This is a genomic window from Vibrio gazogenes (assembly GCF_002196515.1).
In the GTDB taxonomy this organism is placed as follows: Bacteria; Pseudomonadota; Gammaproteobacteria; order Enterobacterales; family Vibrionaceae; genus Vibrio; species Vibrio gazogenes_A.
Genome location: NZ_CP018835.1, coordinates 2,522,763 through 2,536,339 on the forward strand (window position 1 = coordinate 2,522,763; position 13,577 = coordinate 2,536,339).

Consider the following 13,577-nt stretch of genomic DNA (forward strand, 5'->3'; position numbering starts at 1 on the left):
AAGCAGTGAGAGGATGCAGGAATGATCGATCCGAATGGATGGTACGATAAAGCTCAGCAAGTGATTTCTCCGTTTTATGACCAACGGGAAAGCCCTGAGGATATATCCTTGTTGGTGATCCACAATATCACACTACCACCGGGGCAATTTGGCGGGCCTTACATCGAGCAGCTTTTTCAGGGCAAACTACAGGCAGAACAACATCCCTTCTTTCAAGTTGTTGCTGATTTTCGGGTGTCTGCGCATTGTCTGATTCGACGTGACGGCCATGTGATTCAGTTTGTTTCTTTTCTGGATCGAGCCTGGCATGCTGGTGCATCTTCGTTTGCCGGACGGGCTCGCTGCAACGATTATTCGATTGGTATTGAGTTGGAAGGTACCGAATTTACCGCTTATACCGATGCGCAGTACCAGTCTCTGGCAACGTTAACCCAAGCCATCCTAGCGCGCTATCCGCAGATCTCCCAGCAACGTATTACCGGTCATCAGTATATTGCACCGCTACGCAAAACAGATCCGGGGTTAACTTTTGATTGGCGTCGCTATCGACACATGCTGAAAAAATAATGTCAGTGATATGCTGAGATGAAGATGATACGCCCTAAAGCGCATCATGATATTCAACAAGTATTTGTTCACACCAGTTTGCGATGCGCTCGTCGCTCAGTTCGTATTGAGAGTCTTCGTCCAGCGCGAGACCGACAAAATAGCGGCCATCTTCAGTCAGTGCTTTCGATGCATCGAAGTTGTAGCCTTCGTTCGGCCAATATCCAATAAAATGGACGCCGCATTGTTGTAGTTCATCATGAAGCAATCCCATGGCATCGAGATACCATTCACCATAGCCTTCTTGATCCCCCAGTCCATAGAGCGCAATATACTTTCCGGCCAGATTCGGCTGTTGAATGTGATCCCAGATTGCTTGCCAATCTTCCTGAATTTCACCGAAATCCCAAGTCGAGATCCCGAGGATCAGCAGATCGTAGTCTTGCATTCGCGTTAAAGGGATATCTTTCACGTTGTGTACATCGACGATGTCTTCACCGATCATCGTGCGAATTTTTTCGGCTGCTATTTCGGTGTAACAGGTGGTGGAACCGTAGAAAAGACCAATCTTCATAACAATTATTCCAGCAAATCAATTATTCCAGCAAATCAATGTATGCCAACGTGCTCAAGGTTGTCGGATTCTAACGCTATCCCCCGACGAGCTCAAGATGAGTGATTCGCGATAAAATTGATCTGTTTTTGGTGATGTTTCTTCTGTCGGAAGATGATTCTATGGTATTAAGGGCAGTTGAAATGAAAGTGAGGTTGATAGTGTCTGAGATTTTTGCTGCTGATCAGCGCTGGGTTGAACAGTTTTTGGATGCGATGTGGATGGAGCGTGGTTTATCGGAAAACACGTTGGCATCTTATCGTCATGATTTGGAAAAACTGTTGCGTTGGATGCAGCGTCACGACTATCGACTTGCGTCCGTTCTGACGCCTGAACTACAGGCGTTTCAAGCTTGGCTGGTGGATGAAAATTATAAACAGACATCCCGAGCCAGAATGCTTTCTGCGATTCGTCGTTTATTTCAATATTTGAATCGTGAAAAGATCAGAACGGATGATCCGAGCGCTTTGCTGGTGACACCCAAGTTACCGAAACGCTTACCGAAGGATTTGAGTGAAGCTCAGGTGGAAGCATTACTGGATGCCCCAAATCCTGACGATCCCGTCGAGTTACGTGATAAAGCCATGCTGGAGTTGTTGTATGCGACTGGATTACGGGTCACGGAACTCGTCACGCTGACGATGGAGAATATTAGTCTGAGGCAGGGGGTGGTCAGAGTATTCGGTAAAGGTGGCAAAGAAAGGCTGGTACCGATGGGCGAAAATGCTATTGAGTGGATTCAGACATTCTTGCAGCAAGGGAGAGGCATTTTGTTGGGTGAGCATTCATCTGATGTCTTGTTTCCTAGCCGCAGGGCCCGTCAGATGACGCGTCAGACATTTTGGTACCGGATTAAATATTACGCAGTTCAGGCAGGTATCGATACGGACATGTTATCGCCCCATGTGCTACGGCATGCATTTGCAACTCATTTACTGAACTATGGTGCAGATCTCAGGGTCGTACAGATGTTGTTGGGGCATAGTGACTTATCGACAACGCAAATTTATACTCATGTGGCGACTGAAAGATTAAAACAGCTCCACAACGAACATCATCCAAGGGCTTAAGTAAGGTGACAATGATGCGCGCAATCCGCGAATTAGTTTTATTAGGTTTAGTATTTTTCTCTCTGGCAGCGTCAGCCGCTGATTCATTTGATAAACAGGCATTAATGCAGCGATTCCAGTCGTTGGGATTGAGTGTGAAGGACATTGTCCCTGCTGATGTTGATGGTCTGGTCGAAGTTCAAACCACCAATGGTGTGCTGTTTGCTTCTCCCAAAGGGGATTATTTCATCGCCGGAACCCTGTATAAAATGAAAGGCAACGGTCAGTATGAAGATGTGATTGCAAAACGTCAGGCACCGATTAATGCCAAACGAATTGAACAAATGAAAGATCAGATGATCGTGTATAAAGCTGATCATGAAAAATATGTGGTCACGGTATTTACGGATATTACCTGTGGTTATTGCATCCGTCTGCACAGTCAGTTGAAAGCGTATAATGATTTAGGGATCACGATCCGTTATCTGGCGTTCCCGCGTCAAGGACCGAGCGGACAGGTTGCCGAGCAAATGGCTGCAATCTGGTGTGCCGATGATCCGGCGAAAGCACTGAATAATGCCAAAATCAATCGCGACATTGCGAAGCCAGAAGGTGATATAGGCAAGTGTAAACAGGAAGTCGCCAATCATTATCAGCTTGGCCGGGAATTGGGCATTAGCGGGACACCAGCAATTTTCCTACCGAACGGAGAGATGATCGGTGGCTACTTACCGCCAGAGAAATTACTTGAGCATTTAAAAGCGATCTAAACGATACAAGTGCTCCTCCGCACAGACCGATTTGGCCCGAGCTTGTTCGGGCCATTTATACCCAAGTAACCTCAAGATGCAGGATTCAGAGTGTCTTCAATCGGCGTCATTCAAGGAAAATGTCGGCAGGAATGGCCTTCCCATTTCAATGGCATTTATATTTCTCAGGCGATTCACTTTTCAGTCTATTGAGTTCTCTGGTTATTTATGGCTTAGGCCATGGATATTCGTCGGGAGAACGATGGTCTGAACCGATCCTTTGTCAGCATGGTATGATCTGTGTATCCGAATCATCTTGTCGTGAACAATGATTGAAGAGAAAAATGATTGAAGTAAAAAGAAGACCTGTCGCTGATATTTCCTTGTTACCGGATAGCATTCCTCCGATTCTGAGACGTTTGTATATTGGGCGTGGTGTCCAGCATGTCAGCCAATTGGAGAAGAGTGCTAAATCTTTACACAGTTACCAGTTGCTTGACGGAATTGAGCGGGCGGTTGCCATTCTGTTTGATGCCATACAGCGTCAGCAACGAATCATCGTTGTCGGTGATTTCGATGCTGATGGTGCAACCAGCTCGGCATTATCGGTCTTGGCACTGCGGATGATGGGAAGTCATCGGGTCGATTATCTGGTGCCGAATCGTTTTGATGATGGGTATGGTTTGAGTCCGGAGGTTGTTGATCAGGCATTGGCGATGAATGCTGAAGTGATCATGACGGTTGATAATGGGGTTTCTTCGATTGAAGGGGTTCGTTATGCCAAGCAGCAGGGATTGACGGTGATCGTGACTGACCATCACCTGCCGGGTCATGTGTTGCCTGAAGCGGATGCGATGGTGAATCCAAATTTACCCAGTTGCCCGTTCCCTTCAAAAGCATTGGCGGGTGTCGGGGTGGCTTTCTATCTCATGATGGCGCTTTGTGTTGCCATGCGTGGGCAAAATTGGTTTGGGCAGCAAGGTATACCGGAACCGAAATTAATGGAATTGCTGGATTTGGTCGCACTGGGAACCGTCGCTGATGTGGTGCCGCTCGATGAGAATAATCGTGTGTTGGTCCATCAAGGCCTTCAACGGATTCGGGCCGGGCATGTGCGACCCGGAATTCAGGCGCTCATCGAAGTTGCTAAACGAGACGCTCGTCATCTGGTTGCTGCTGATTTCGGCTTCGCTTTAGGGCCGAGAATCAATGCCGCAGGTCGGCTGGATGACATGTCCTTCGGTGTTGAACTGTTGTTGTGTGACAATATTCATGCTGCACGGAGAATGGCCAGTGAATTGGATGCGCTGAATCAGACTCGTAAAGAGATCGAGTCGGGAATGAAACAAGAAGCGATGGCATTTTGCGAGCGACTGAAATTAGGGGAGGGCAGTGAACTCCCTTTCGGTATCGCATTATTTCAACGAGACTGGCATCAAGGCGTGATCGGGATTCTGGCCTCTCGAATCAAGGATTCTTATCATCGGCCAGTCATTGCTTTTGCGGATGCCGGAGACGGTTTACTCAAAGGATCTTGTCGCTCAATCCCCGGTCTGCACATGCGTGATACGCTGGACTTAATCGATACCCGGCATCCCGGTTTGATCCTGAAATTTGGCGGACATGCCATGGCTGCAGGGCTGTCAATCAAAGCCAGTGACTTTGAACATTTCTCTTGCCAGTTTGATCGGGTGGTTCGCGATAACCTTGACGAATCAGCACTTAAAGGCGTGCTTTTGTCTGACGGAGAACTGCTGCCAGAGGAGTTTTCTATGTATACCGCGGAAACGATCAGAGCCGGTGGTCCGTGGGGACAAGCATTTCCTGAGCCACTATTTGATGGTGAATTTAAAGTGCTGGATCAGAAATTGGTCGCAGAAAAGCATTTGAAACTCATGCTTGAGCCGATTTATCTGGGACATACCACGCATAAAATGATCGATGCGATTGCATTCAATGTCGATGTTCGCCGTTGGCCAGATCGATCCGTCAAAACCGTGCATATCGTTTATAAACTGGATATTAATGAGTTTCGTGGTAATCAGTCGTTACAGCTGATTGTCGATCATATTGAAGCTCGTTAGTGTGTCTGTTTCCCTTCTTATGAGATGATTTCGCTTGCGGAATCATCTTCATTTCCTCTTCACGTTTTCCGGATAATCTGGGTGCTGATCGCCGCATCTCATTGGTCAGTTCTGATGAATTTATCACCGTATGTCACTCTGTTTATTAGCAATTATGAATGAATATTGTTGCTAGTATGTTTAATTGTGATGGGTTCCATGATTTGGGTCAAATTTTATCTGGACAGGCAACTTTTGAATATGTTAATTTCTGCACCAGTTGGGAATTGGTATTACCAATTGACTAGATGAAAATATAACAATATAGCAGAACAAAAAGTATGGCCTATCAAAGGATTCGTCAGCCAAAACTTGCCGATGTGATAGAGCAAGAATTAGAGCGGCTGATTGTGGAAGGAATATTGGCGCCTGGGCAGCAACTTCCTCCTGAGCGAGAACTAGCCCGACAGTTTGATGTATCCCGTCCATCCGTCCGAGAAGCCATTCAGCGGCTTGAAGCGAAACGTTTGTTGACTCGTCGCCATGGCGGAGGAACATTTGTGACTGCCAGTATAGGGACAAGTTTCTCGGATCCTTTACTCGATTTATTATCTAGCCATTCTGAAACTCAATTAGATTTACTTGAAGCCCGCCATGCTCTGGAAGGGATATCAGCTTATTTTGCAGCTCTGCGTGGTACAGAAGAAGATTTTGTGCGAATTCAGGCCTGTCTGGATAAAATCAGCGAAAAACAAGCAGAAAAAAATATCGCAGAAGAATCATCCAGTGTTGTCGAATTTTTAATTGCACTGACCGAAGCTGCACATAATGTGGTTTTGCTACATATCGTTCGTAGTCTGGCGCCGCTGCTTGAGCAAAATGTATTACAGAATTTTAAATTATTACACCGCCGCCCTGAAGTGGTGGAGAAAGTGAGTAAACATAGGGCAAGTATCGTAGATGCTATCGTTTCCGGGGAACCTGAAAAAGCTCGTGAAATGTCGCATTCTCACCTCGCCTATATTGAAGAAACACTGCTGGACCTTACGCGTGAACAGACTCGACGAGAACGTTCGTTACGTCGGATTCAGCAAGGTAATAAGTCTAACTGACTACCTTAGTCAAATGGTCTTTATTACTGATTTGTTTTGATCAAACCAACAAAAGGAAAGATCGCATGTCTGACATGAAGCATGACGTAGATGCACTGGAAACTCAGGAGTGGTTAGAAGCCCTTGAGTCAGTTGTCCGTGAAGAAGGCGTTGAACGTGCTCAATTTCTCTTAGAAGAAGTTCTGGAGAAAGCACGTATTGATGGCGTCGATATGCCAACAGGTGTTACAACAAACTATATCAATACAATTCCTGCCGATCAGGAGCCTGCCTATCCCGGCGACACAACACTTGAGCGCCGTATCCGGTCAATTATTCGCTGGAACGCAATCATGATTGTTCTTCGTGCTTCGAAGAAAGACTTGGAGTTGGGAGGCCATATGGCTTCATTCCAATCTTCAGCTGCGTTTTATGAAACATGCTTTAACCACTTTTTCCGTGCTCCAAACGAAAAAGATGGTGGCGATCTGGTTTACTACCAAGGTCATATCTCTCCGGGAATCTATGCTCGTGCTTTTGTTGAAGGTCGTCTGACTGAAGAGCAACTCGATCATTTCCGTCAAGAAGTTGATGGCAAAGGGATTCCATCTTATCCGCACCCTAAATTGATGCCTGAATTCTGGCAGTTCCCAACGGTATCAATGGGCCTTGGACCTATCTCTGCAATTTATCAGGCGCGTTTCCTGAAATATCTTGATGGCCGTGGCTTAAAAGATACCTCTGAACAGCGTGTTTATGCCTTCCTTGGTGATGGTGAAATGGATGAGCCGGAATCTCGTGGTGCAATCTCTTTTGCCGCGCGTGAAAAGCTGGATAACCTTTGTTTCCTGATCAACTGTAACCTGCAACGTCTGGATGGACCGGTCATGGGTAACGGTAAAATCATTCAGGAACTGGAAGGTCTCTTCCGCGGTGCCGGCTGGAATGTCGTGAAAGTGCTTTGGGGCAACAACTGGGATTCTCTGTTGGCAAAAGACACTTCTGGCAAGCTGTTGCAGTTGATGAATGAAACCATTGACGGCGACTACCAGACATTCAAGTCAAAAGATGGTGCTTATGTTCGTGAGCATTTCTTCGGTAAATATCCTGAAACAGCAGCGCTGGTTGCCGATATGACCGATGATGAAATCTTCGCCCTGAAACGTGGTGGTCACGATACATCGAAGTTGTTTGCTGCATTTAAAAATGCTCAGGATACTCAAGGCCGTCCAACCGTGATTCTTGCTAAGACCGTAAAAGGTTATGGCATGGGTGATGCGGCTGAAGGGAAAAACATTGCGCACCAAGTGAAGAAGATGGATATGACCCATGTTCTGAAAATGCGCGATCGTTTAGGCCTACAAGATCTGGTTTCCGATGAAGCGGTGAAATCTCTGCCTTATCTGAAGCTGGAAGAAGGTTCAAAAGAGCATGAATATCTACATGCCCGCCGTAAAGCGTTGCATGGTTATACCCCACAACGTCTGCCGAAGTTTACCCAAGAATTGGTGACGCCAGCGCTGGATGAATTCAAGCCGCTGCTGGAAGAACAGAAACGTGATATTTCTTCGACCATGGCGTTTGTCCGTACGCTGAATATTCTGCTGAAAGATAAAAGTATCGGTAAGCATATTGTTCCGATTATTGCCGATGAAGCACGTACATTCGGGATGGAAGGTCTGTTCCGTCAAATTGGTATCTATAACCCACAAGGTCAGACATATACACCGGAAGACCGGAGTGTGGTTTCTTATTATAAAGAAGATACTTCAGGTCAGGTATTACAAGAAGGGATCAACGAGCTGGGTGCAATGTCATCTTGGGTTGCAGCTGCAACATCATACAGCACCAATGACTTACCGATGATTCCGTTCTACATCTATTACTCCATGTTCGGTTTCCAACGTATTGGTGATATGGCATGGATGGCTGGCGACCAACAAGCACGTGGTTTCTTGTTAGGTGGAACAGCCGGACGGACAACGCTAAACGGTGAAGGTCTGCAACACGAAGATGGTCACAGCCATATTCAGGCTAGCACGATTCCAAACTGTGTTTCTTATGACCCGACATTTGCTTATGAAGTGGCAGTCATCATTCAAGATGGTATCCGTCGTATGTATGGTGAACAAGAAAACGTTTACTACTACCTGACACTGATGAATGAAAACTATGCAATGCCAGCAATGCCAGAAGGTGCCGAAGAAGGCATTCGTAAAGGGATTTATAAGCTGGAAACGCATGCGGGTGACAAAGGCAAAGTTCAGTTGATGGGTTCTGGCACGATCATGAATGAAGTCCGTAAAGCGGCTGTGATTCTGAGTGAAGAATATAGTGTTGCTTCTGATGTCTTCTCCGTCACTTCATTTAATGAGCTGACGCGTGATGGTCAGACATGTGAGCGTGACAACATGCTTCACCCTGAAGCTGAAGAAAAAGTACCTTATATCCGTACTGTCATGGGTTCTGAGCCTGCAATCGCAGCAACAGACTACATGAAAAATTATGCCGAACAGGTTCGCGCTTATGTGCCTGCTGAATCTTATAAAGTGCTGGGGACTGATGGTTTCGGCCGCTCTGACAGCCGAGAAAACTTGCGTCGTCACTTCGAAGTGAATGCAGGTTATGTCGTCGTTGCAGCATTGAATGAACTGGCAAAACGAGGCGATATCGAGAAATCTGTTGTGACAGCAGCGATTAAGAAGTTCGATATTGATACTGAAAAAACAAATCCGCTATACGCTTAATTGAGGTAGAAAAACAATGACAATCGAAGTTAATGTACCAGATATCGGTACGGATGAGGTTGAAGTTACTGAGATTCTTGTAAGCGTTGGTGACAAAGTTGAAGAAGAGCAGTCCCTGCTGACCGTTGAAGGTGATAAGGCCTCAATGGAAGTACCGGCGCCATTTGCAGGTACCATCAAAGAGATCAAGATTAAAGAAGGCGACAAAGTGTCAACCGATTCTCTGATCATGATTTTTGAAGATGAAGGTGCAGTATCAACTGAAGCGAAATCTGAAGCGCCAGCACCAGCCGCATCAACAGCAAGCACGGCAACGAAAGAAGTTGTCGTTCCGGATATCGGTGGTGATGAAGTTGAAGTGACTGAAATCATGGTTGCTGTCGGTGATCAGGTTGAAGAAGAGCAATCTTTGCTGACTGTTGAAGGTGATAAGGCTTCAATGGAAGTACCGGCACCATTTGCAGGTACCATCAAAGAGATCAAGATTAAAGAAGGTGACAAAGTGTCAACCAGCTCTCTGATTATGATCTTCGAAGTTGCGGGTTCAGGTACTGCACCGGCCGCCGCTTCTGATGAGTCGGCACCTGCTGCTGTTTCAACTGGATCAGCGTCTAAAGACGTGCATGTCCCTGATATCGGTGGCGATGAAGTTGAAGTGACTGAAATCATGGTTGCTGTGGGTGACTCGGTGACTGAAGAGCAGTCGCTGATCACTGTTGAAGGTGATAAAGCTTCAATGGAAGTCCCTGCGCCATTTGCTGGTACGGTCAAAGAAATCAAGATCAAAGAAGGCGACAAAGTGTCAACATCATCTTTGATTATGACCTTTGAAGTTGCCGGAGCGGCACCTGCTGCTGCACCTGAAAAATCAGAGTCTGCGCCTGCTGCACCAAAAGCAGATGCTGGCAAACCAGCTGCTGCTAGCGCTGCACCAGCAACGGGTGATTTCCAGGAAAATAACGAATATGCCCATGCTTCTCCGGTTGTTCGTCGTCTGGCGCGTGAGTTTGGTGTTAACTTGGCAAAAGTCAAAGGAACGGGTCGTAAGAGTCGTATCCTGAAAGAAGATGTACAGAACTTTGTCAAAGAAGCATTGAAACGTCTTGAGTCGGGTGCTGCTTCTGGTCAAGGTGACGGTAGTGCACTTGGCCTACTGCCATGGCCGAAAGTGGACTTCAGCAAGTTTGGTGAAACTGAAGTTAAACCATTGTCTCGGATTAAGAAAATTTCCGGTGCCAACCTTGCCCGTAACTGGGTGATGATCCCGCACGTCACACAGTGGGATAATGCTGATATCACTGAGCTTGAAGCATTCCGTAAAGAACAGAATGCGATTGAAGCGAAGAAAGATACCGGTATGAAGATCACGCCACTGGTTTTCATTATGAAAGCCGCGGCCAAAGCACTCGAAGCTTTCCCATCATTCAACGCTTCTCTGTCTGAAGACGGTGAAAGCTTGATTCTGAAGAAATACGTGAATATCGGTATTGCCGTCGATACACCGAATGGCTTAGTCGTCCCTGTATTCAAAGATGTGAATAAGAAAGGTATTTACGAGCTTTCAGAAGAGTTGATGGCAGTTTCTAAGAAAGCCCGCGCAGGTAAATTGACAGCATCAGATATGCAAGGTGGTTGTTTTACAATCTCTAGCCTTGGTGGTATCGGTGGTACTGCATTTACACCGATCGTAAATGCCCCTGAAGTCGCAATTCTGGGTGTGTCTAAGTCAGAAATGAAACCAGTCTGGAATGGCAAGGACTTTGTTCCTCGTCTGCAACTTCCGTTGTCTCTCTCCTACGATCACCGTGTGATCGATGGGGCTGAAGGTGCTCGTTTCATTAGTTATCTGAATGGTTGCATGAGCGACATCCGTCGTCTGGTACTGTAATCATCGTGAAATGATAAGGCGGCTGAATAGCCGCCTTAATCAATAGAATCAAAGGGCAATTTGAACCGGAATGTTATTCTCAGGTTTTAATTGTTGACTGGCTCACAGGCTTTGGGGTTTATCTTTTCATATCATTAACATCTCTGTAAACTGGATTGGTTTTAGGATTTACTCCTCACATGTTTTAGACGTATGTTTTTGAAGCCCCATTAGCCTGTAAGGGATAATGACTACAAGAGGTCAAAATGAGCAAAGAAATCAAAACCCAGGTGGTTGTGCTAGGTGCAGGTCCTGCTGGTTACTCCGCTGCTTTCCGTTGTGCCGACTTAGGTCTGGATACTGTAATTATTGAGCGTTACAACACCCTCGGTGGTGTATGTTTGAATGTCGGTTGTATTCCATCTAAAGCACTGTTGCATGTTGCGAAAGTAATTGAAGAAGCGAAAGCATTATCAGAACACGGCATCGTGTTTGGCGAACCGTCAACAGACATCGACAAAATTCGCCTGTGGAAAGAAAAAGTCATTAATCAGTTGACTGGTGGTCTGAGCGGTATGGCGAAGATGCGTAAAGTCAACGTCGTCAATGGTTTTGGTAAGTTTACAGGTCCGAATAGCATCGAAGTTGAAGGTGAAGATGGCAAAACGGTCATTAACTTCGACAACGCAATTATTGCTGCGGGTTCTCGTCCGATTGAATTACCATTTATCCCACATGAAGATCCACGGATTTGGGATTCAACTGACGCGCTGGAACTAAAAGAAGTGCCGAAGAAAATGCTGATCATGGGTGGCGGAATTATCGGTCTTGAAATGGGAACGGTTTATCATGCACTCGGTTCACAGATTGATGTCGTTGAAATGTTCGATCAGGTGATTCCTGCGGCAGATAAAGACGTCGTGAAAGTGTTCACCAAACGCATTAAAGACAAGTTCAGCCTGATGCTGGAAACGAAAGTGACAGCGGTTGAAGCGAAAGAAGATGGTATCTACGTTTCAATGGAAGGCAAAAATGCCCCAGCGGAAGCAGAACGTTATGATGCGGTACTGGTTGCTATCGGTCGGACACCAAACGGTAAAATGCTCGACGCTGAGAAAGCTGGTGTGGAAGTTGATGAGCGCGGCTTTATCAATGTTGATAAACAAATGCGTACCAATATCCCTCATCTCTTTGCGATCGGTGATATTGTCGGTCAGCCAATGCTGGCACACAAAGGTGTTCATGAAGGACACGTTGCTGCTGAGGTGATTGCCGGTAAGAAACATTACTTTGATCCGAAAGTGATCCCATCAATTGCATATACTGAGCCTGAAGTTGCATGGGTTGGTAAGACAGAGAAAGAAGCGAAAGCTGAAGGGATCAGCTACGAAGTGGCAACCTTCCCTTGGGCTGCATCAGGCCGTGCTATCGCATCTGACTGCTCTGACGGTATGACGAAGATGATCTTTGATAAAGAGACGCATCGTGTCATTGGTGGTGCGATTGTAGGTACCAACGGTGGTGAATTGCTTGGTGAAATTGGTCTGGCAATTGAAATGGGTTGTGATGCTGAAGATTTAGCGTTAACGATTCATGCTCACCCAACGCTTCATGAGTCAGTTGGTCTGGCTGCTGAAGTGTTTGAAGGCACCATTACGGATCTGCCAAACGCGAAAGCGAAAAAGAAATAATGGTTTGAACCGCTTCAATAAAAAACCGCTGTCATGACAGCGGTTTTTTTTTATCTCTGAAATCTCTTACTGGAATGAACACGTTTCCCAGTCGAACACAAAGAGAAGCGATTTCTGGATAATCAGTTAAGCCCGACGGTTGTTATAAATGCATAACATGTCCAAGTAGCTGTTCACGAGATCATCGATTTCTTTTTGATCTTGTAAACGGTTCACTTGCACAAACAGGGAATAGAAAATTCCGAGGAACAACGTGACTAAATGTTCAGGATCATAATGATCGCTAACATCGCCGCGTTCGATTGCATTGGTAAACATATTTTTTACCAACAGACGGTTTGTATGGTTGGTCGATACGAATAACGGCCAGACTTCGTCGCGAGTCGATGCACTCCATTCAAACCACACTTTCAGCCAATGACAATCTTCAAAGACCAGTTTTGTCATTTTGTGTGTCAGATGATAGAGGTTATCTTTGATATAACTATCGACATCGATGTTGTCTGCGAGGAAGTTTGAGAATTGGTGAACGACGTGAGTGAGAACATCATCAACTAAATCCTCACGAGTTGGGAAATAGTTAAATACAGTTGCGACAGATACCTGAGCAATTTCAGCGATATCTGCATGTCCACCACGTCCGATACCTCGTTTGGCGAAGACTTCAAGCGCAATTTCCATTAGCTGAAGTTTACGTTTCTGAGGTGATAATCGTGTACGAGGGCGTTTTTCTATTGAAGCGTCCATAGTTTTTTTCCTTGCCAATTACGTTGAATGAATATGTGTTCTAATGATTATTTTATTATTTTGTGTTCGATATATGAGTGTAATGGTGCATATGTGTCAGGTCAATTCTTTATATAAAGTTTTTGTGCAGTGCCTCAAGTATCATTTGTGACAGAATATGAATCATATTAAGTGATAATTACCGTGAAATTATGTCTTTATTTTATAGATGAATTTTATTCATCCAGAAGCCGGGTGGATCGGTGTGACATTTTTTCGCTGCGTATAGCGTAAGTCTAGACCGTCCTGTCAGGTTTGTTTAACTCTGATCTGAGAGGTGGTACTATACGCCTCCTTCATTGATAGGCTTATCATTCAAATAATGCCGGATTCAGTGAGACAAGACGCATTCATTTAAAAGCCATACCAAAGCAA

The 13,577-nt window shown here is 45.6% G+C and carries 10 protein-coding genes; 8 read left to right on the forward strand and 2 right to left on the reverse strand.

Translation table 11 applies throughout. The annotated features are described in order from the left end of the window. Positions 1-21 precede the first annotated feature (21 nt). Positions 22-567 (forward strand): 1,6-anhydro-N-acetylmuramyl-L-alanine amidase AmpD, encoded by a 546-nt coding sequence (gene ampD, locus BSQ33_RS11500; RefSeq protein WP_021020557.1) that lies wholly within the window; start codon positions 22-24, stop codon positions 565-567. A gap of 34 nt (positions 568-601) precedes the next feature. Here ampD and fldB read toward each other — a convergent pair whose 3' ends face one another. Further along, positions 602-1,120, reverse strand: coding sequence for a flavodoxin FldB (gene fldB, locus BSQ33_RS11505; RefSeq protein WP_088134131.1), 519 nt, complete (start codon positions 1,118-1,120; stop codon positions 602-604). A 254-nt stretch (positions 1,121-1,374) separates the two neighbouring features. Here fldB and xerD point away from each other — a divergent pair, with 254 nt between their 5' ends. The 7 genes from xerD to lpdA all read left to right on the forward strand — a co-directional run bounded on the left by xerD (position 1,375) and on the right by lpdA (position 12,416). Then, complete coding sequence (gene xerD, locus BSQ33_RS11510; protein ID WP_420070633.1) at positions 1,375-2,229, forward strand: site-specific tyrosine recombinase XerD; 855 nt, start codon at positions 1,375-1,377, stop codon at positions 2,227-2,229. A gap of 14 nt (positions 2,230-2,243) precedes the next feature. After that, the gene (gene dsbC / locus BSQ33_RS11515; protein WP_088134132.1) at positions 2,244-2,978 is read left to right on the forward strand and encodes a bifunctional protein-disulfide isomerase/oxidoreductase DsbC; all 735 of its coding nucleotides are present in this window, start codon (positions 2,244-2,246) and stop codon (positions 2,976-2,978) included. Positions 2,979-3,301: 323 nt separating this feature from the next. After that, entirely contained in the window at positions 3,302-5,041 is a 1,740-nt protein-coding gene (recJ, locus tag BSQ33_RS11520; protein ID WP_088134133.1) for a single-stranded-DNA-specific exonuclease RecJ, read from the forward strand. A gap of 320 nt (positions 5,042-5,361) precedes the next feature. After that, positions 5,362-6,132 (forward strand): pyruvate dehydrogenase complex transcriptional repressor PdhR, encoded by a 771-nt coding sequence (gene pdhR / locus BSQ33_RS11525; protein ID WP_021020562.1) that lies wholly within the window; start codon positions 5,362-5,364, stop codon positions 6,130-6,132. Between the two features lie 65 nt (positions 6,133-6,197). Continuing rightward, complete coding sequence (gene aceE / locus BSQ33_RS11530) at positions 6,198-8,858, forward strand: pyruvate dehydrogenase (acetyl-transferring), homodimeric type (protein ID WP_021020563.1); 2,661 nt, start codon at positions 6,198-6,200, stop codon at positions 8,856-8,858. 16 nt (positions 8,859-8,874) lie between these two features. Beyond that, the gene (gene aceF, locus BSQ33_RS11535) at positions 8,875-10,746 is read left to right on the forward strand and encodes a pyruvate dehydrogenase complex dihydrolipoyllysine-residue acetyltransferase (protein ID WP_088134134.1); all 1,872 of its coding nucleotides are present in this window, start codon (positions 8,875-8,877) and stop codon (positions 10,744-10,746) included. Positions 10,747-10,991: 245 nt separating this feature from the next. Next, positions 10,992-12,416, forward strand: a complete 1,425-nt coding sequence (gene lpdA / locus BSQ33_RS11540) for a dihydrolipoyl dehydrogenase (RefSeq protein WP_021020565.1) — start codon at positions 10,992-10,994, stop codon at positions 12,414-12,416. Between the two features lie 126 nt (positions 12,417-12,542). Here the strand turns inward: lpdA and BSQ33_RS11545 are convergent, their stop codons facing one another. Then, positions 12,543-13,163 (reverse strand): LuxR/HapR/OpaR family quorum-sensing transcriptional regulator, encoded by a 621-nt coding sequence (locus BSQ33_RS11545; RefSeq protein ID WP_021020566.1) that lies wholly within the window; start codon positions 13,161-13,163, stop codon positions 12,543-12,545. Positions 13,164-13,577 lie beyond the last annotated feature (414 nt).